This window comes from Vibrio profundum (assembly GCF_050337555.1).
Classification (GTDB): Bacteria; Pseudomonadota; Gammaproteobacteria; order Enterobacterales; family Vibrionaceae; genus Vibrio; species Vibrio profundum.
Genome location: NZ_JAKJTA010000004.1, coordinates 90,974 through 111,511, shown reverse-complemented (window position 1 = coordinate 111,511; position 20,538 = coordinate 90,974). Strand labels below are relative to the sequence as shown.

The 20,538-nt window shown below is 38.3% G+C and carries 21 protein-coding genes; 1 reads left to right on the top strand and 20 read right to left on the bottom strand.

Going from position 1 to position 20,538, the window contains the following annotated elements:
* Positions 1–100 precede the first annotated feature (100 nt).
* The 15 genes from L4C34_RS03080 to L4C34_RS03010 all read right to left on the bottom strand — a co-directional run bounded on the left by L4C34_RS03080 (position 101) and on the right by L4C34_RS03010 (position 15,548).
* Positions 101–2,287, bottom strand: a complete 2,187-nt coding sequence (locus L4C34_RS03080; protein ID WP_428787885.1) for an ATP-binding protein — start codon at positions 2,285–2,287, stop codon at positions 101–103.
* A 1,275-nt stretch (positions 2,288–3,562) separates the two neighbouring features.
* Positions 3,563–4,207 (bottom strand): two component system response regulator, encoded by a 645-nt coding sequence (locus L4C34_RS03075; RefSeq protein ID WP_428787884.1) that lies wholly within the window; start codon positions 4,205–4,207, stop codon positions 3,563–3,565.
* Positions 4,208–4,729: 522 nt separating this feature from the next.
* Positions 4,730–4,999, bottom strand: coding sequence for an IS1 family transposase (locus L4C34_RS03070; RefSeq protein ID WP_428787883.1), 270 nt, complete (start codon positions 4,997–4,999; stop codon positions 4,730–4,732).
* A gap of 349 nt (positions 5,000–5,348) precedes the next feature.
* Positions 5,349–6,416, bottom strand: a complete 1,068-nt coding sequence (locus L4C34_RS03065; RefSeq protein WP_428787882.1) for a DUF1521 domain-containing protein — start codon at positions 6,414–6,416, stop codon at positions 5,349–5,351.
* Between the two features lie 155 nt (positions 6,417–6,571).
* A complete protein-coding gene (locus L4C34_RS03060; RefSeq protein ID WP_428787881.1) occupies positions 6,572–8,134 on the bottom strand; it encodes an inositol phosphate phosphatase SopB in 1,563 nt (520 codons plus the stop codon).
* Positions 8,135–8,136: 2 nt separating this feature from the next.
* Positions 8,137–8,553, bottom strand: coding sequence for a hypothetical protein (locus L4C34_RS03055; RefSeq protein ID WP_428787880.1), 417 nt, complete (start codon positions 8,551–8,553; stop codon positions 8,137–8,139).
* Between the two features lie 114 nt (positions 8,554–8,667).
* Positions 8,668–9,075, bottom strand: coding sequence for a hypothetical protein (locus tag L4C34_RS03050; RefSeq protein ID WP_428787879.1), 408 nt, complete (start codon positions 9,073–9,075; stop codon positions 8,668–8,670).
* A gap of 43 nt (positions 9,076–9,118) precedes the next feature.
* The gene (locus L4C34_RS03045) at positions 9,119–9,781 is read right to left on the bottom strand and encodes a hypothetical protein (RefSeq protein ID WP_428787878.1); all 663 of its coding nucleotides are present in this window, start codon (positions 9,779–9,781) and stop codon (positions 9,119–9,121) included.
* Positions 9,782–9,800: 19 nt separating this feature from the next.
* The gene (sctE, locus tag L4C34_RS03040; RefSeq protein ID WP_428787877.1) at positions 9,801–11,291 is read right to left on the bottom strand and encodes a type III secretion system translocon subunit SseC family protein; all 1,491 of its coding nucleotides are present in this window, start codon (positions 11,289–11,291) and stop codon (positions 9,801–9,803) included.
* 1 nt (position 11,292) lies between these two features.
* Positions 11,293–11,751 carry a SycD/LcrH family type III secretion system chaperone gene (locus L4C34_RS03035; RefSeq protein ID WP_428787876.1) on the bottom strand — a complete coding sequence of 153 codons (459 nt, stop codon included), beginning with the start codon at positions 11,749–11,751 and terminating at the stop codon, positions 11,293–11,295.
* Between the two features lie 7 nt (positions 11,752–11,758).
* Positions 11,759–12,319 carry a hypothetical protein gene (locus L4C34_RS03030; protein WP_428787875.1) on the bottom strand — a complete coding sequence of 187 codons (561 nt, stop codon included), beginning with the start codon at positions 12,317–12,319 and terminating at the stop codon, positions 11,759–11,761.
* A 48-nt stretch (positions 12,320–12,367) separates the two neighbouring features.
* Positions 12,368–12,727 (bottom strand): hypothetical protein, encoded by a 360-nt coding sequence (locus tag L4C34_RS03025; RefSeq protein WP_428787874.1) that lies wholly within the window; start codon positions 12,725–12,727, stop codon positions 12,368–12,370.
* A gap of 136 nt (positions 12,728–12,863) precedes the next feature.
* On the bottom strand, positions 12,864–13,319 hold the full coding sequence (locus L4C34_RS03020) for a CesT family type III secretion system chaperone (protein WP_428787873.1): 456 nt from the start codon (positions 13,317–13,319) through the stop codon (positions 12,864–12,866).
* Positions 13,320–13,456: 137 nt separating this feature from the next.
* Positions 13,457–13,864 (bottom strand): hypothetical protein, encoded by a 408-nt coding sequence (locus L4C34_RS03015; protein WP_428787872.1) that lies wholly within the window; start codon positions 13,862–13,864, stop codon positions 13,457–13,459.
* Between the two features lie 19 nt (positions 13,865–13,883).
* A complete protein-coding gene (locus tag L4C34_RS03010) occupies positions 13,884–15,548 on the bottom strand; it encodes an SNARE domain-containing protein (protein WP_428787871.1) in 1,665 nt (554 codons plus the stop codon).
* 239 nt (positions 15,549–15,787) lie between these two features.
* Here L4C34_RS03010 and L4C34_RS03005 point away from each other — a divergent pair, with 239 nt between their 5' ends.
* Positions 15,788–16,279, top strand: coding sequence for a GNAT family N-acetyltransferase (locus L4C34_RS03005; RefSeq protein WP_428787870.1), 492 nt, complete (start codon positions 15,788–15,790; stop codon positions 16,277–16,279).
* Between the two features lie 22 nt (positions 16,280–16,301).
* On the opposite strand, the gene L4C34_RS03000 is transcribed toward L4C34_RS03005, so the two are convergent.
* The 5 genes from L4C34_RS03000 to L4C34_RS02980 all read right to left on the bottom strand — a co-directional run bounded on the left by L4C34_RS03000 (position 16,302) and on the right by L4C34_RS02980 (position 20,424).
* A complete protein-coding gene (locus tag L4C34_RS03000) occupies positions 16,302–17,351 on the bottom strand; it encodes an EscU/YscU/HrcU family type III secretion system export apparatus switch protein (RefSeq protein ID WP_428787869.1) in 1,050 nt (349 codons plus the stop codon).
* A complete protein-coding gene (gene sctT / locus L4C34_RS02995; protein ID WP_428787868.1) occupies positions 17,344–18,135 on the bottom strand; it encodes a type III secretion system export apparatus subunit SctT in 792 nt (263 codons plus the stop codon). Before sctT ends, L4C34_RS03000 begins: the two co-directional genes overlap by 8 nt.
* Positions 18,132–18,404 (bottom strand): type III secretion system export apparatus subunit SctS, encoded by a 273-nt coding sequence (gene sctS / locus L4C34_RS02990; protein ID WP_428787867.1) that lies wholly within the window; start codon positions 18,402–18,404, stop codon positions 18,132–18,134. Before sctS ends, sctT begins: the two co-directional genes overlap by 4 nt.
* Positions 18,401–19,051, bottom strand: coding sequence for a type III secretion system export apparatus subunit SctR (gene sctR, locus L4C34_RS02985; RefSeq protein WP_428787866.1), 651 nt, complete (start codon positions 19,049–19,051; stop codon positions 18,401–18,403). The genes sctS and sctR overlap by 4 nt, the downstream gene beginning before the upstream one ends.
* 605 nt (positions 19,052–19,656) lie before the next feature.
* Complete coding sequence (locus tag L4C34_RS02980) at positions 19,657–20,424, bottom strand: hypothetical protein (RefSeq protein ID WP_428787865.1); 768 nt, start codon at positions 20,422–20,424, stop codon at positions 19,657–19,659.
* Between the last annotated feature and the right edge of the window lie 114 nt (positions 20,425–20,538).

Genomic DNA, 20,538 nt, shown 5'->3' with positions numbered 1-20,538 from the left:
CCACTTTTAGTTCTTCTTCGAACTGCATCAACAAGTTGCGGTAATTGATAAGTAACCTCGACAGTTACACGGCATTATTTACAGGCCTGAATAAAAATCATTAACTATCTTTCACTAAGCTTTCCAATGTATTTACTTGATCGCTTCTTAACTCCCCTTCAATATTTAAATACTTATCAAATTCTTCCGCTTGCTGATAGAGATCACGATACCCACTCTGTCCTGCGCAGCCCTTAAAAGAATGGAGTACATGCTCACACTCTTTCCAATCCATCGCTTCAATCGCGATCCTGAGATCAGAAATAAACCCAATCAGTTGACTCTTTGCTTTTTCTCGCAATTCAGGTTGATTGAGCAGCGGTTGATTAAGCTTTTCATTTGGAATCAAATCAATAAATCTAACTTGTTGAAAGTCGATGACTTGTGAAATAGTTTGGGTTAGTTTCATTAAGCTAACGGGCTTAGTTACACAATCAAAAAAACCTGATTGAGAGATACGAGCCTGCTCTTCTGGTTTAGTATCAGCGGTTAGTGCAATAACGGGGCAATCAGGATCAAGAATCCCTGTCTCTTCTTTCCTCCAATGGCTTAAAGTCTCGACACCGTCCATGCCCCGCATTCGAATGTCCATCAGTACCAAATCATAAATATACTTTCTACCTTTATCTAAAGCATCTTGCCCGTTAGACACCGTTGTGACACTGTTGCCTATCGACTCCAACATTTGTCCTATGATTTCACGATTATTTTCTACGTCGTCAACCAAAAGAATTTTCAGTGACCATGGTTGAATTGGTATGTTCTGAAAGTGACTATCAAGGCCTTCTACCCCTTCCAAGATTTGTTCAACGCGTTTACGTAGCATATTGGGTAAATATACGTAATCCAAAGAAGAAAGAGGGCAGTCTTCTTCATCACTTTGTTCAAATGTTAACCCCCAAATTTCCAACTGCTCACGAAGGTGTGCCGGAGCTCCCACTGTGCCTTCAAGTTTTTCCCCGTAAGTTGCACCTTTTACAGGTAGCGTCAAGATAAACTCTGAGCCTTGGTTCACTTGGCTCGTTACGGTAATATCGCCACACATAAGTAGGGCTAGAGAGCGTGAAATTGGTAGACCTAACCCCGTTCCAACACGCTCTAGGTGTTCCCGAATATAGGGTTCAAAAATATGCGGGAGAATCTCTTTAGAGATACCAATGCCAGTATCCCGAAGCTTGAATTTGAGTTGATCGTCTTCTTGATGAACGTCTAATTGGATAGAACCTTTATCAGTAAACTTAAGCGCGTTGGCCAACAAGTTAATCAAAATTTGCCTAACTTGCAGCGAATCCAACTTCAAACTGTGAGGTACTTCCTCCCGAACCAATACTGAAAATTGGACATCTTTCTCCTGCAGCCTTGGCTGTATCATCAATACAGCCATGTCAATCAACGATAGTAGTTTCGTTTGACTTTCGGTTACCTTCATTTGACCTTGCTCGATACTTCTAAAATCAAGCAAGTTGTTAATCATTTCAAGTAACGAGTGAGAACAGCGTTTTGCAGTATGGACAAGGTTTGGATTGTGATTCACTGGATTAGCCTCTATTAAATCCAGAGCCCCTATGATTCCATTAAGAGGCGTCCTCACTTCATGGCTGATCATAGCGAGATGCATACTCTTGAGTTCATTTTCCTGTTCAGCTGCAATACGAGCGCTCTTAAGTTCTTGTGTTCTTAACGCTACCTTAGCCTCAAGATTTTGATAATTGAACTCAATGGTGGACAACAGCCTATTGTATGCTTTAGCAATCATCCCCAATTCATCTTGGCGCTCATAGGGTAAACGATACTTAAAGTCCCGGGCGTTGGTTGAACTAATAATACGGATAAACTCTCGGAGTGGTTTTGCAAGCCCATAGTGAAGCGTCATCAACAGAATACAGGCTAAGGCGACCAACAAGCCAATTCCATAGGGAATATAAGAAATAAAGTGATTAATTTCTATTGAAGTCACTTCGGATTCTGGTGCAATCCGAACTAAATACCACGTAGGTCCATAATAGCTCGCTATCGCGATCAAACTGTCCTTTGTTCGCCAATAACTTCGATCCGCTATACTCCTTCCATACAGCAACTTATCAAGTGAAGATTGATTAAAGCTAGGTTTTGGAAGTGACAGCAGTTTCCCTTCTTCATCAATAATTACATTGAAAGACCTATTAGTCGATGACAGTCCTTGGTGTGGGAAATTTTTCAAATAAATAGAATATCCAATTAATAAATGCCTTCCATGTCGATCTAACATCTTTCTCCCTACCATAACAGACCATGACTTGGACTTTTCGTCGTAATAAGGCTTTCCCCATATAAACCCCCGAGAATTTTTCTGAGTACTATAAAGATTTTCAATACGTTCATTTAAGTTACTAGTCTCGGTCCCATCATAAGAATCACAAAATCGAGGAGAATACATTATTACCCACTTACCTTTATTGTAAACAAAACCATTCGAATATGCATTAGGGGACGATGTACCAATCATTTGTATTGCTTGGGCACTAGTTTGATAAAAGTTAATATCGGAATCTACTCGTTTTTTTCCTAACACCTTATAACGACAATTCTCAATGCTAGGCAAATCGAAATCCTCATTAAGTCGTAATTCTATCCACAAATCACCAAGGTGATTGACATCAATTTCGCCATTCTCAAGACCTATGCTTTCTTTTGCCGCTTCTAGGGTAGCAAGCTTAGAATTGTAGAGCTCGATTTGCTTCCATTTAAATCCATAGACATTGTAATAACTGTATATTGCTATAAATTGGGTCACGATCCATAAGAAGGCGATCATGACCATTAAGCGTATAGTTAACCGAGTAACGAAAGAGGACTTCCAAGATACCTTCATGCTTTAATATTATCTCTCATATTATTTGTGGTTTATCCAACGCGACTACATGAATACTATTAACCACCAACCCTGTGTACAAGTTCTGTTCAAGAGAGTCTGCTTTCACCCAGCATACCTTCTGTTTACTTACCACGCTGAACTTACTTTTATCTTTACGAAGCATATTCACCGATAGTTGACGAAAGTATAGCTAGGTTTTCTGCTCAATGGTCTTTACAAGCCCCCACAGCCACCTTGATAAGCTATCATCTAACTTACTTATATGAAGCGACCATTCAGGGAATAAAATGTTGCCAAATTTGTTAGGGAAAATACGCAGATGATGTGCAAAAACTTGTCTTCGATAGGAGTAGATTCAAGCTGCCTCCCACAACAAGACCAATCACATATAGCTATGAACGTAAAGACGAAACTGCGCTCTAGTAATGCTCACACAAAGTGTAACAAAGAAGATATTGAAGAGTGAATACGTGATTTTTTGGGCTGTTCGGGGTCCATTTTTCCTTCAAAATATTCAGAAAATTAGTTGATGTATACGAAATTCACCTGCAAAAGAAAGGGTAAGAGCAGAGGGGGAAAATGATGGTCATGACCATTCTCAAAGTATGATATTGCGTTATATCTCAACGAACTGGAGTCATGACCATTTTCTATGCTAGATTAACTAAGTTAAAGGCCCATTCTACGCGCCCAATGAACTACGTCAGCAATATTATGTGCACCCAATTTTCGCATCAGGTTTAATCTATGTGTTTCAACTGTTTTTAAGCTGATAACCAAGGCTTCTGATATTTCTCTATTTTTCAATCCTTCACTAATCAGTTTCATAATCTGAGTTTCTCTAGGAGTAAGACTAGGTAGAAAGCTTTTTTCATTTAACGAAGAGGAATAAAGTAAATCAGTATCTAAAGATGGATCAATAAATTCCTTATTTTTTATTACCGATTCAATAGCACTTAACAAGGTTTGTTGGTTGCTTTTTTTCAGGACATAGCCTTTCGCTCCGGCTTCTAGTGCTTCTTTAACCTTATATTCTTCCGATGTCGCCGATATACATAAAACGATCATATTCGGCCAACGCTTCGTTACTCGTTTAATCACGTCTACTCCACGCATGCCTGGTAAGTTAAGGTCCATGAGTATAACGTCCGGGGAAAGGGATTGGCATTTTGAATAAACATCTAAACCATTTTCAACCTGTCCGACAACACTAACACCAGTAAAAGGCGAAAGTAAGTTGCGTATACCATCAGAAATAAGAGCGTGGTCATCCACCACAAGTAATTTAGTCTTTTTATTCTGACAAATATTCATAATAATCAATTCCTACAAGCACACATATTATAAGCAGGATTCGTTATTTCCCAGCAGTATCTTTAGTGAAAAACATCTAACTTACAAAAGTATAAGTTATGTAAAATTACCGTCAATTATACCATTGGTCAAGGAAAAACAAAGAATTTTTGTCATTAATCACACTAAATCATGTTACCAAACTTATTTTTTATCGCAAACTATCACTCAAAATAAAATACCCTCTAAACGTTCATTGCCCAACATCTATAGATGATGTACCTAACTAATTGTTATATATAATAACGATAATGCTATGATACTACCACCATATTGAATTAGGACTAAAATAGTAGTCAGATACAGCCTCTTCCATTTAATGGTTATTTAAAACAGCACCTAATAACACCTTGATTAATAAGTAGTTGCATTGTAAACCTGAGAGAATGATGGGATCACTACTCCAATTAGCTGGTTCAATGGCGCAATAAAAGTACCATTCATCTTATCGTACACGGATTCTGGCTAGAGAAGTCCCATATTTTATTTCGCCAATCGCTTAAAGCGAGTTTGCAGCGTGAAATTAGCTCGCTCTATTCTCTGCGTGTAACGTTTCCCACAATATACCTTTACAGGAAGGTTAGAAACATAGGAATAAAATCCATCGCTGCAGAAAGAGTTGTTAAAAAGGATGCAGTAAACGTTGTAACTGCATAAAAATTGTCTGTTTAGTTTTCTAGATACGTGAGAAGCGATACATCTAAATTTTGGTTCCAATGCATGCCAGGTCCAATGCTGTTTTTCCTTATTCACAAAAGAGCATTGTTTATAGGAAAACTGAAGGAAGACCAAGGTTTCACGTTAACGATGGCTATATAGAAATACAAGGGTTACACTGAAGATTATACAGTGGGAACAAGATTGAAGAATTGGAGTTGTGAGCGATTTCTATAATATTAAAAGTTAAAGAAATAGAAACAACTAATGAGGAGGATACTATTTACCCGCTGTAACGGTAGATTTATAGAATAACACCTTAAACGAGTAATATATAAGTCAACTTAGGGCTTCGGTAGCTTTAAAATAACTTAGAAAGGTACAGATGATTGTTAATCGAACGCAGCTAAATAATAGATATTTCAGCACTATCGAGCCCTTAAAATTATCTAATTATACCGATAATATCTTTCAGAGTATCGATTAACTTACTTAGAATTGCAGATATATTTTTCTGAATATTACCCAGGTTTTGTACATTTTGTGACAACATGGTCTGTTGATTTTGACCGACTTGGTTTGCATTAGATGCTGCTTGATTCAAATATCCATTTAACTCAATAATATCTGATTTCTTAAGATATTGACCTTTACTATCTAACCATTCTTGAGGGTCTTCACCATTTAACTTAACGTTTAGATTTTTCACTTTATCGATTATAGGTTGCACTTCAGATTTTGGGACATAGGACTGGTTAGCAACAAATTTAGTGACTGAACCCTCGGCCCCCACCTTATAGATATCACCATCTACAGTATTAGCGTCTTGATCAATACCATCAAGTGTTACATTGCTCATTTTTAATGTTTGATTTGTGGGATTAGTGCTATGTCCATGATTAACACCTTGCACTTTGATACACTGGTTACCGCTGGTAATCGTTAACCCTGATGTCAAGTAATGACCAGTTGTTCCGATTTGCTCTAAATTAGCGCTAATCTTAGTATCATCGCCAAGTACAAACGTAGAATTCTTGAAGAACTCAGTCTCTTCAGCAATATTGTCCTGATTTTCTTTTTCAATATGAGGATCTCCCCAAATCGTAACAACTTTCCCTTGTGGAGTGTGAATTTGCCACTGGCTCTCGTTTGTATGTGCACCTTTATCAAAGGTAATACTGTAACCATTATCCAATGTTATAGTGTTTTCAGCTCTATTCACTATCCATGTTGGCGACTTAACTATATCACCTCCTGATGCGCCACCTTTAAAGCCTTGGACCACCGAAGCCTGAACCTGAATATCTGCAGCAGTGTTGTTGTTAGCACTGACCGACGTCATCAAACCTTGTATTGATTTAGCCGCATTATCTCGCGTATCCATTAACGTAAGAATGACATACTGTAGTACATTATCAATTGACATAGAGTTCATATCCAATGTAGATACATCGTCGCCTGATGATACGTATGTTTTTACTACTTGGTTACTATTGTTTGACACATTTTGCATATCGAGCCTCTCTTCACGATTTTAATTATGGTCATTTTTCTAAGACCTAACGACAAAACAATATCAACAATGTCGACAAAAAACTCTTAAAAATCCATTTCCGTTAACATATTTAATCAATGATTACAGACTCAAACACCTAGCTAGAATAAAATTTACGAATGGTTTTTTAACGATTTATCTACAAATGGCTTATATTGCTCACCTAGGTCCTTTTTAATACCACGGTAGAAATACATATTTCCCGGTCGGCCTGTATTACGTTCACCTGTATGGCGAGTGTCTGACTGTGAAATGACACTGCGAAAAATTTCCTGGTCTGAGAGGCTACTGAAATTAAGCAAGCTATTCTGAGTTACGCTGCCAACATCATCGCAACTTTTCGCCCATTTTATCTCTTGTGCCTGAATCACCTCATCTAGCATCGTGGCCCTATCTTTATTACTTTTACAACCGAAACTCGCTGTCATATCTACTGCGTGAGCTAATTTCAACATCAGCACACCAAGCATCATACCATCTAAACCGTAAGCTGCTTTTGTCGCTGTATCGCCTTCCCCATCGTATATGTTGTCATAAACCTCTCTAGCTCTAGCAAGTAACTGGATTGCCCCTTCACGATCCTCTAGGTCATAAATACGTTGTTGAAGGTCATTGAGCGTTTCATCTATTCCTTGCCTAGCTTCGTTCCATTCATCCTTAAATTTATTTTGTTTGTTGTTGAGGTATATAAATATGGCAGGTATGGAAACAATAAAGCCCGCCACCGCGATTAATCCACCGATTACTCCCAACGTACTCATCAGAATAGGGTGTCTGCTGAATGCGAGCTCAAGACCCCGACCAACCATCTCCGGTTTGGTCATGTCATTTGAGTTAACTGGTAGTGTACAAGTTGTTATCTCCCTATCCGCTTCACGTTCAGACAAGCGGTTCGCTGTCACTATTTCCTCTTTATGCGTTTGGTAGAGAGAACGCTCTTTTTTGGGGTCAAGCAATCTAATATCTAGGTGACCTACGCGAAGAGCCTTCTCCTCAGCACTATGAACATGTTGGATTTTATCCACCCCTCTAGCAAACAAGCCTCCTTGACCGGATGACAAAGCGGACATCCTAGCAAAAGTAATTTCTTCTCTCCCTTCTACCTGCACCTTACGTAGTATTGGGTTCCCCAAAAAATGACTGTGGACATTTATCCCTCGTACATTTTTCGCATCTTTATTAGTAATACCTCGGGTAAAAACTTCGTTTTTTTCGGCTACCTGTATAGAATCTACTTTGTAATGGTTTGGCCGTTCATAGGGAGCACTAGCGAAGTCATTAGAGATTGACTTCTCCCCTATATCACCACCTTGAATCTTTCCCAGGCCATGTTCAGCATCATTCGCTATCCGAATAGCTTGTTTAACACTCTCTTCGAGTAACGCTTTACTAGCCCGTTCATCCGAACAATCTGAACGAATCGATAGAGCATATTGATGAACTATCTCTTTGGTACCTTTTAACCCAGAATCACTTCCATCGAGGCTCGGTAGTGACATCACTATTTTTATTGGATCAGCTCGTTCTCTTATGTCCAGTCCACAGTTAATCTCAGCGATGTATTTAACGACAAGTTCCTTGTCTCGGTCATATTGACTAAAAATCTCAAACTCATCATTTACGTTACCTGCCAAAACTGGCACGTCTATACTTCCATTTAGTATGTTGTTTTTCATATTTAGCGACCTTCGTTAATTGCTTGAAGCTCACCATTACAGGTGATAATTTCGCGAGTAAATGTTTCATACAAACTCAATACTTCAGGAAGCTCAAGGTTTTGATAGCTGAATTTAGTTTGGGCCATGATTATGGAATTGCTAACATCATCTTTTATTAGACAATAAGTTGCGTCAATCTGTTGTTTATAACTATTTCTTTGCAACAACCATTCTGACATTGTGTTGGGTACAAAAGGTACTCTAAGCTCTGAAACCAAAGCAGCGTACTTATCGTCAATGGAAAAAAAAGCCACGAGCATAGTGTTAACTTGTGGCGAATCAAGTTTTACATGGTAAACATCCGAAGGAGCATAGGTAAATCCATAAAAATCAAAAACCTGTTGTATCAATTGATTGAATGTCTCCGTGTTTCCCATAGCATACCCATTAATATAAAAGTTAATTCATAAGAGTTATTTTATGAAAAACAAAAGTAATATCTATTACATTTCCGACCATTTTATGATTTTTATTTACCTAATCCAAAGGATTCATTTTCCTAAATTGTATATTATCCACGTTAGATTACCCTCTTGTTGATAATAAGCACCGTGACTAATATATGCGTCTTGAAGACGTTTTAGTTTCTGAATGTCTTCAATACCTCCTAGATAATCCAAAACCATTCCTTTAACCATCAAAATTCCAGTGTCCATTTTTTCAAGTGAACGAATTAGCTTAAAAAAGTTGAGCACTGCACCTGCAAGCCCAGCGGACTGATCGATAGATCTAATCTGACTAATAATTAACACGTCACCTTCAACACTATAAATCAAATCTAAGTCGTTAATCTGCACTTGCATACCACTGATAAAATCACTTCCGTAATATCGGTGTGGTGTAGGACTATAACCTCTTTTTTTTAGAAGGTTACTAAGTGGATCATTGCTGGTAATCATGCCGTCTCCTAAGGGTGGCCACCCACCCCATAAATATCACGCGTTACTGTGAAATTGGAACATATAGTTGACTAACACTTTGGCGGAGCTGGTCGTTTACAGAACCAAGCTGGCTGCTCATCTCCCCCGCACGCTGTGCTACCTGAGAAATTTGCTTTTCCCACGTTTCCAAGATTTTATTTTGTAGCTGTACATCTGCACTTTTGTCTTTCGCATCTCTAGTCATTGACGCTGCGTCTCGTATTGCAAAAAACTTATTTATTTCAGCAGCCCCAGTAAGGATTTGAGAAGAAACATCAGCTACGCCTTTCGCTGCGTCTGTCGCTCGGAAAGCCGCTCCAGCACCAACAAAACCGCCAGTTACAGAGGCGACACCTTTCGCCAAATCTGCCCATGATTCTCTGTAAGCGGCATCGCACTCTTTCTGGTTTGCACCTTTCTGCATCTTGTTATTGGATACAGCTTGGTTAAGCATTAGCATCATCCCCTTTGCCTGAGAATTACTTAAGGTGTCACGCCATTCCTGAATAGACTCGCGAATCATTTGTAACGCTTTATTAACTAACGCAGCAAGTGAAGATAAGTTATCAATTAAGTTACTAATGTTTTTTTGGTGGCTGACACCAACATTCAAATCAGCAGAAGCGCCAATGGCGTTCGGCTTCGCCCCTGGAACATTGTTAGTGTGAATAATTGAGTTTTGCATAATACCCTTCCTTATAGAGTTAAACTTTTGCCATCATGCCAGCCATCATGCCGTTTGCACTTGATAGCTGTTGAATATTGCTTTGGGTAGTGCTTTGTGAGTCTGCTACCATTTTCAATGTTTCTTTTACACGAGTTCTTTGCTTGTCCATAAGCTGATTCAGAACTTCAAGAAATGCATTTGCCATTTGTTGATCCGCAAGCAAATCTTTAATTTCTTTACGTAGCTGGGCCATTTTTCGATTCATTGCAAAGTCTGCAATTGACTGCGCTCCAATAGTAACGTCTTTAGTTGCCGCCATAACACGGTTGAAAACCGACATATTAATTCGATTAATTCCTTGGAATATTTCTTTCTTAAGTGAAGATTTCAACGATTTGACTATTGCCTCATTAAGAGCATCGGAACCAACTTCCAAACCCTCTTTGGCAAGCTTTCTTGAAGCTGTTTCTGCCGACTTCTCTACAGCTTGTTTAGCAGCTTGCTTAGTCAGCTCTTTAGCCTGATCTTCTGCGACATTTTTTGAGACATTCTTTACGGCTTCCTCCGCCATTTCACGAGCAAGCTCCTTTGCTATTTGCTCCAAAATAACGTGCAATTCAGCTTTCGTTATCTCCCCGGCAGATTCTGCAGCAACAGCAGCAGCAATTTTCGTTCCTGCATTAGTTGCATTAGCGGCCATTTCTCCAGCTCTTGCAGCTTTTGAAGCGGCTTGCATCGCTCGCGCTGTTTCCGTTATATCCAGAACAGCAGCTACGACCTCTAACGCCATTTGCGCGTAACCAATTTTTTCAGCAATATCTCTAAGTTTTTCAGCTTTTTCAGGATCATCTTCACATAATGCTGCCGTTTCTAAAGACGCTTTCACCATTCCAAGAACACCGGCAGATAACTCGGCGGTTCCTCCTGCAATTTCTAGAGGGTTACCCGCTAGCACTCCCCCAACTATTTTTAGTGTCCCCATCGTTACTTCTGCAGCAGCAACCACCCAATCCATCACTGTGGTAAATATATTATGCTTCTGCGATTGATGGGATGCCTCAATATTTTTATTAATAGCGTCAATTTGATCTTGCAATTTTGTTGAGCTTTCTCTCTTTTGAGTATCATGCAATGCATCAAGCGCTTTTAAAATATCCTTGGCTCGAGAATTAAGACCATCCGTTACAATAAGGGAAATATATAATGTCAAAGAGTCTATCGACAAACCAGATAACTTATCAGAAGTGGATCCTTGAGGGAGTTTACCTGGCGGTATAAGTAGACTTTGCAAAATCAAGCCTAGTGCTTTATCTGCCTGTTCCTGAGAAGTTTTTTTTCTTTCTTTTGGCTCCGGTAATTGTATTCCTAACGTGTTTCTGTCTAAAATTTCAGAACGTCCATTGACCCAAGCACTCGGTTTGAGTTTTATACCTCCCATCTCATTATTACTTTTATAATTCAATGGTGAGGAATTTTGATCAATAAAAACCCGTCTCAAATCATTACTTGTATTTATATTTTGAGTCATACTAAACCTCCAACATAGTTCGTGCAAGAGCACCTGAGATTTTTACTTTTAAATCTTGATATTCAGGTTTATCACTACACCATCGAACCGATGCATTAAATGCCTTCCTCGAGTACTCTTTATTTCCTAGGCACTGATAACTTAAACCTGCATAATAAGACGATCTAGGATCTGAAATTTCTTTCTGACCAGAACGGCTGAAGCAATATATAGCTTGTTCATGCTCCCCCATTTTTTGATAGCATATACCTAGTGCCAAAAGATAATCGAAGTTCCACTGATCCATGTTCGCAAGAAAATAAAACAAACGATGCGCTTCTTCTATCTGCTCACTTTCAAATAAATGAAATGCGTAGTTATAGACAGAATCTAATGCAGATTCATCAAGTTCACACAATATCTTAAGTGAGCCTCCACGATTCATAAATTCAATACGCGATGCGTAATCAAGTTCGTTCATGTCAACGTTACCGAATAATGTTAATAATATCTTTTAGAATATCAATCAGCTTACTAAGTACCGCCGAGATATTCTTCTGAATATTTCCCAAGTTTTGTACATTTTGAGACAACATGGTTTGCTGGTTTTGGCCAACTTGGTTTGCGTCTGAAGCAGCTTGGTTCAAGTATCCATTCAACTCAACTAAATCAGACTTTTTAAGTGGGTCTGATTTACTATTTAACCAAGCTTGTGGCGTCTTCCCGTTTAGTTTAACTCCAAGGTTTCCACACTCATTAATGGTCGTATTAATGGAAGTCTTGCTTACAGTATCTGTGTCTTTGGATGGAATTAGCCCCTGAACTTTCGAGGCTTTATTTTGTATATCACTTGCATTCTTATTGTTGGCTTGAACAGAGGCCATCAGTCCTTGAATCGACTTAGCAGCATTATCCCTAGTTTGCATTAGAGTTAATACAACATACTGCAAAATATTATCGATAGACATTGAACTGATATCCAACGTAGAAATGTCTCCATTTGATATATTGGAAACCCCTTTCACGCCATTATTATTAACATTATTCATAAGGCTTACTCGCTTTATACTCAGTCGCTAAAATTAAAAGTTAAATTATTAAACAAGCTGACTCAGCTTACACTTTTTATTGCCTTTATCATTCGATGATGACTCTCTACCCTCATTAGAAAACTCAAAGTCCTGTTGCAATTTCAAAGACTGTTTCTTAATGTCGGAAAACGCAGCCTTTACCACTTCTCCATTAGGACCAACTTGGTTTTCCAAGACTTTGTGAACTTGCATAAGTTTCTCCGAAAAGGCTGAGCTATGTTTCGCTTTTGACTCCAATGATTGCACTTCGACACGTAATAACTCAAAGTCATTAATGAGTTTTTCCAATTCATTGTGCTGCCGTGTTAGATCTGCCATTGACTTGTCGATTGATGTTGATGTTGATGTTGATGTTGATGTAGTCATTTAATACCTCCAGATTGACTAAGCTACACAACTAGGTTATCAATATAAATAACAATAATCTTTCAAATAACATCAATTGTGGCGAATGGTAGTAAATATGTATTAGATCGTATTGAAAATCAAAAGGAAATGAATATTATACAAACCTTAACCCATGATGGAAATTATCTAGGTTTGAGTTTGAGTTTGAGTTTGAGTTTGAGTTTTTAAAATTAGATAATTTTGATTTCCAATATTCAATCTCCGTTACAATCCTATCAATTCTAGGTTCATTCATATGTAGTTGAGAGTAATTCATATTTAAGTGCACTCCTATAAAGCTCCCATCCTCAGAGAGTGAGAGCACTGGGCGATCTTGCTCTCTACTTTTTCTATTATTCAAAAGCATCTTTTTCAAAACATATTCTTGCAGTTCTGAAACATGGAACCCTCCCATTAAACCCAGATCAGTATTATTATTCTGTTTAAATATTGATAGGAATATATCTTCATCTAAATTAATATTACAAAACCTTTCTTTATCGAATTTCAGTTTTGGCATTCCGATTGACTTGCCGAGTTCTAGCAGCCAATCATCTCTATGGTCGTGCATAATCCTTTCCTATATCACTAGAAAAATATAATGTTTTTCATCTTAAGATTTGTGAAATATAAAACAATCAATAAGCCGCTTACATTATATAAACGGCGCAATCCATTCTATAATTCATTACTTAATTTATTAATGGGCTATGTATTAGTTTTACTGATATTTTTATCTAACTCCAACTTCCAATACTCGATACATGCTACGAGTTGCTCCAGAACCTCTTCTCCATGCTCTAACAAGCTATTGGGTACTGCACAGTGAGCTTCTAGTATACTTCCATCCCTTTCCAACGATAATATTGGGAGCAAAGGATTAATACTCTTGAAATTGTCAATTAGCATCTCCTTCATCATGCTTGATGATAAATTCGAAGCATCAATACAACCAGAAAAAAACACCCCATCATTGTTAGGTAACTTTTCTAATTTAACCGACACTGAAGATGAAAAGTTAATATAGCAAACTCCAGCAGATGAAAAACAAAGTCTATTAATTCCTAGAGTCGGCTTCAAGCTAGCTAACCATTTATCTCTTAGATCGTTAATCATATTTCCTCTTTCCTAGATATCACCTGAAGAATTTAGGTATCCCAAAAAATAAAGAATCAATTTTGTTTTGCTTTTCTAGCTTCGATGCGGTTTCGTCAAATACTTTAGAAGTATCCTTAAGAAGAGCTGACTTCTCCTTCACGGTATCTATTATCTCACCTCGTTTCACGGCTTTATGAATAGCATCTGATAGAGTTGCCTTAGTCTGATCTGTTAATTCGTTTATTTCATCTATTTTTCTATCTAACTTCTCGTCAAGTTCCTTCCTGGCTTTGTGAAGTGGGTTCTCTATTGTCGCTGGATGGTGTCGGTTACGGCCAGCATATTTATTCCTTTTCTTACTATTTGATTCTTTCAACATGTCTTCAAGATTATCAACCCTCTCTCTTACCTCTTGAAGTTGCACGGAGCTTAGACGATTGGTCTTGCACATTTCCACATCATTTATTACAGAGTTAATCATTACTTGTGTTTGCTTTTCGTAATAGTGCTTCTTGAAAGGCAATTCACAGCCTGAACTTGCTGCTTGGATGTTTTGGCGGTAATCATCAAATCCAGGCTTGCGATCTCCACGATAAACTTGCGCTTCCACTTCATATATCCGGTTTAATATAGATTTATGTTGAATAGCGTTCACAAACAATTCTTCAGCGCGGTTTGCTCCTTCAAATGCATCTTTAAACTGTTCACATGTAGCCTTCGTATCACGAACTACTGCATCTAATTTATGAACAGCCTTCATGAATTCTTTGCCTTCTTTCTCACACATTGAATGTAGATGTATATCATTTCTCATCTTGCTATTGAGTAGTCGGTTGGCAACTTGCAAATACGTCTCACCGGTTCCAATAGTGTCACATTTCGATAATAACAACGCACTGAGATCATTTTGACTTGCTATTCTGCTGTTCAAATCCTCTACTTGATCATTACTCAACTCGGATAAATTACTCGCACACTTAGTCAACTCCTCTGTCATATGCCTGAAACGAGAACCAAGAGTCTCTTGAGCACGATTGTAGTCAACCTCTCTGTCAAATGCGGATAGGGCAAAAAGTTTAAATCCAGTGGCAGATTTACTTGAAAGACCTATTAAACTCTCCAGTCGCTCTATATCTTGTTTGATTTTAGCTAATGCGCCTTTATCAAAACCCACAACTTCCTCGTCCGAAGTACTATCAATTCTATCACTTAGAGCATAAACTCTATCGATCAATGCATTTTGCTGCGTTTGTAATTCTTTTATAAGCGGTAGGTTTGTTTGTCCAAACATGCCCTTAACGATACCTTTTCCACTTTTTCCTAAAAGGTTCAGAGTACTCACCCTATCGTGTAACTCATTACAATTTTCTTTTAATTCGTTTCTAGTTTTTTCGCAATTTATCTTAGTATTAAGTGCAGTCTCTATTTGATCTGCCCACCTTGGAACTGGCCCGTTCCTATTTTCATAACTTCTTGAAATTTGATTAAAAAACTTTAAAGCCTTACCCTTTTTATTGTCATTAAAGTGACGCTGAACAGAAACAGTGTCATCATCATTAACAGTAACTGTATATTCTTTTACTCTATCTATTTTGCCACTTATATTTATTCTTATTGTCCCCTGTCCATTCTCTTTTAGAGCATTGACTTGTTCCATAGTCAATTGTCGTGCAGCATTTAAACTAGTTACCGACTCAGTCATGCGTTCTTTCCTATTGGGGTGAAATAGTTTAACTATAATTAGTTTTATTGGCCTGGTCTTACATAAAAGACCTTCTCCTTTAAAATATCCAACTTTCATATTCATACTTTTCAGATAAATTATGATTTTTATCATTCACTATCAGGAATCTACAATGGACTTTTCATGGAAGTATGATTGACTTGTTCTAACGATACTTCCTCGTCATACTAGAGCTTGTAGACAAATTAAATTTTATTATGATAAACATCATCCCCTTCTCTAGATCTCATATAATGAGTTTTTATTATTCATTTTATTCAATAGTTAACGAAGGTATTTACTATATTAATACTGAGACTCCAAAACTAGATTTGGTTCAGAAGTGGTGCGAACGAAACCTTAGTCAAAACCTACTGCATTTGGTTGTTATGGAGAGAAACACTCTAATCGGATCTTGTGACATATACTCTCGTCAGTTCGAAGGAGCACCTCATATTGGTGTGATGGCAGTTTTTGTAATTAAAGAGCATAGAGGTCGAGGTATTGCATCGAATCTTATTTCAGCGATCCTTACACGAGCTAAAACAAGAGGCATTGAAAAACTTGAACTAGAAGTTCTTGCATCCAACGAGGGGGCTATTAACTGCTACGAAAAATTTGGTTTCGTACATGAAGGCACACGTAAGAACGCCAAAAAAATGCAAGATGGGAGTTATTCCGACGTAATTTTAATGGCTAAGTTTCTCTAAGTAGCCAAAATGTATAGGTAGTTTAATCATCACTATCGTAGTCAAGACCACTCACCATTCGAAGCAACTCAGCAACAGGTTCGAATAGATGCTCCGGAATATAATGATTAGCTTCTACTCCTGACATTAAAGCCCTAGCTAATGGCACATTTTCTACAACCGGTACATTGAACTTTTCGGCCAGCTTGCTCATATGCAGTGCCATTTCTCCTTTGCCTTTATCGAGTACTTTAGGGAGAGGTGTCTCCCCTTCTTGGTAATATAGGCAAACGGCTAAATGTGTTGGGTTTCGGACCATAACAGATGATTTTTTTACATTGTCAGCCAGACTACCACTTTGAATTTCTTTGTGCGTTTCTTTACGCTTCTGCTTGATTTCTGGGTTACCTTCTGAGTCTTTATGCTCTTGTTTAATATCCTCTTTTGACATTTTAAGTTGCTTCATCATAGTGTGTTTTTGAAACGCAAAATCGAGCGCACCAAAAACTATATAAAAGCCAATAAGGCAGCCCCACAACCAACGGCATAAGGTAGTGGTTACAGACAGCCCACAACTTAGTCCGCACAGAGGTAAAAATTGCAGTGAACTACTGTATTTATTTAAAATATAAGCAAAAATTATGGATAACAAACATACCTTCAGACAAGACTTTAACAACTCGAACAAACTTTTCATCGAAAAGATATTCTTAAAATTGCTCATTGGGTTTATTTTCTCACCTTTTGGCTGAATAGCTTCGGGAGCGAATAGAGGTCCTACTTGTGCAATGATTGTAAATAAGGTGATAAATATCAGCATTAAGGCCAGCTCTACCCCAAAATGTAGTCCAAATCCAAAAAACACACTAAGAATATTGCCAAACGCTCGTTCAAGCGGTTGATTGAGTGAGTTAAGTGTCACTGTAATAATATCCTGCATTCCCACCATTAATGCGGTACCTTGGAAGTAGAAAAAGAGCAAAATAGCGGCTAACTGTACGCCTGTTGTCACTTCGGTACTTTTAGCAACTTGCCCCTTTTTCCTAGCATCTTTTATTTTTTTCTGGGTGGGCTTTTCAGTTTTCTCAGCCATCGACCCCACCTCGCATTTTCAAGATCAAATTTTGAACCTGATGTTCAAATAAATTCATACGCTGTAAAAAATGGCCAAAGGAAAAGTTTAAGCTTAATAAAATCAGCAAAATAGCCATGGCGGATTTTATTGGCATTGAAAGGAAAAACACGTTGAGTTGCTGAGCTGATCGATTAATCAAACCTAACGCCAAATCCACCATCAACATAATCACCATAGCAGGCAGCGCAAAGCTGATGGCCAAATCAAACATAAGATGCCACTCATGGCTTAAGAAGATAAAAAAACCTTTACTAAGCTCAATATTCTTCCCGATTGGTAAGTTATTGTAAGACCCGTATATTCCATTCAATAGCTTGTTAAAACCGCCAGTAACAAGAAATAATACCGTCAACACTTGGCTAAACAATATGCCGAAGACTGAAGCCTGTGTGCCGAGTAGTGGATTGTAAACAGTAGACATTGATGCCCCACGCATCGTATCGATTACAAATCCAGCGATGTCGATCGCCCAAAATGGAATAGCCGCAGAAAATCCAATGCACAAACCAATAAATATTTCACGTAGCATCAGTTCAATAAATGGTATCATTTTCGGACTGGTTAACATGGGTAGATCTTTGTACACAGGCAGTAGTGGTAGCGCAATAAGGATCACTAAAGCGTTACGAATTAATATCCCACCTAAAGACTTCTGTGAAAACAACGGTAAAAGTAGCATTACCCCCAGCGGGCGCAACGTACATATCGCTAACGTGGAAATCCATATCATCAACTCATTCATTGCACCCCCATATGACTAATTTGATCAAAGGCCATATTCGCATAATTCAAAAGAGTTCCTCCCATCCAATGATAACTGATCACCAGAGTGACGCTCACCGCAATAAGTTTAATTAGAAACTGAACGGTTTGATCTTGAACCTGAGTAAGGGCCTGAATCAAACTGATCAGGACACCTACAACAGACGCGACAACGACCACAGGTAAAGACAAAAGCAAAATTAGCCAAAGTAACTCCGAAGTGAGGTGGATAATTATTCCTTGGCTCATGAGTACGACAGCATTAACTGAGTGAGTAGCTTTTCCCAGCCCCCCATAAGAACGAAAATAAGAAGTTTAAATGGCAATGAGATGGTCATTGGAGACACCATCATCATACCCATCGCAAGCAACACATTGGATACAATCAGGTCGATGGCAACAAATGGCAAAAATAGCAGTAAACCAATTTTAAATGCTTCCACTAATTGGCTGACAGTAAACGCTGGAATCATCACCAATAACGACCCCTCATTGAGTTTTTTTTGGTAAAATTTCGGCCATAACCTGTGTCCAACTTCACTGAAAAAACGTACTTGTTTGCGATCGGTATGCTTAGTTAAGAACTCTCGATAGGGCTCTAGTGCGCCGCTATCGATCTGCTGAAAGAAATGATCTGAAGTCAGATCCACCGGATGTTGTTTAAAGTTATCTTCAATTTGAAAACCAATGGGCGCCATCACAAACATAGTTAGAATCAGTGCCAGCCCATATATCGCCATATTAGGAGGGATTTGCTGGATCCCCAACGCATTGCGCAATAAAGAAAATACAACTGAAAGCTTCAAAAAAGATGTGCCCATCACCGCAAACAGCGGTAATACGGATAGCGCAAAAAGTATGATGATCAGCTGTAGTGGATGATCCAGTAACGACATAAAATTTTCCGACTCTGTATGAACTCACACTAAGTTTGTGCTTATTCTCATTCAATCCCTATACGTTAAACACCTTATATAGAGAGAAGTTTGCAAGCGTCCCAAAGAGGAATACTGAAAGTTGGATCCGAAAACGTGAAGATAGAGCGATGCTGAGCACAGGAAGCCGCAGTCGAATGGATTTTTTTAGCGCTTTAACCGCTTCGTTTCTTGGACTCCCCTTCGTTCCAGAAGCCCGCATTATTTCGTAGTGGCGGCGTTATTCTTTTTCATTGTAACACGTTATAGTACTCCTCTATGTCGTACGCTCCGTCGCCCGATGCCGTATGAACCTTTCTTCGAAGAGAATTGAATAGTATGGGTAAACATTTCACTGTTTCCTGCATGGACGAAACTGACTTCAGCACTGATGTCGCTGGATGTCTCGAAGGTCTACCCCGTACTTTTTAACGAGGTTAATCTCAAAAATGGCATTTCACTTCAATGACAGTCATAATTAAAACCATATAAAGAGAAAGATGATACATTAACTCACCAGTTTTTTACATGACCCATTCCATGGCTTTAAACTCTAGCCCCTTTTCTTAAAATATAAGTTCTTCGTTTCAATACATATCTTCCAGTTCCTCATCATAAGTATTAGTTGAGGATATTGATATTGAAGAACACCTTAAATCTCGACCACTATAATTATTAGATGAGCTAAATGTTGAGTTAGGAAATAGAGAGTCAAATAAAGGTGATAACCCCTGCATAAAGGCACTCCACCAATTTGGTTCGATAGCCTTTTCGTTATACATGTCTATATTATCTTCATAAGGCGATAACATGTTATCTACAACATTTCTTATTTCTATGATCCGGTCTGGAGTAGGAATATTACCTATTGATTTACATGCGATTGCCACCAACATGGTGTTCTCTGCTAAAAACTTGTCTGTAACAAGTTTTGACTTATCTTTTTCACATTGAAAGGATTGACCTTGAATCAATAGATCCTGTGTTTTTGAGATGGCAAGAGCGGTACTGGTATCGTTTGCTTGTATATTATCGAGAGCGAGACTTGCCAATGCTTCTTGGGCATATACTTGTATTTCAGCTCGACCTTGATCTAGGCCATCATTTCCTAAGCCGAAAGCCATATTTATGATAAGCTCAATAGCTTCAGAGTGATTATTTTCTGCTGAACGATGTAGTCCATCAAGTATGATTCTTGCTGTCAACTGAGTATCGTTATATTTATGATCAAGTCCTTTTGCAGAAAGTAAATGACCCAACAGGCCAGCTGACCGAGTGGTGTTATCATAAATACTTCCGTTGTTTACGCTAGATATATTTTCCATAAAACCTTCTTTATCCAGTTCAATAATCAAGGTGTTTTCTCATATTAACACCCCTATTACCAACAAGTAAGTAACTATATTATTGAGTTTAGTAGAATCTCGAACGCTTAAATCGACCTAAAATCATAACAGGATGATGGTGCA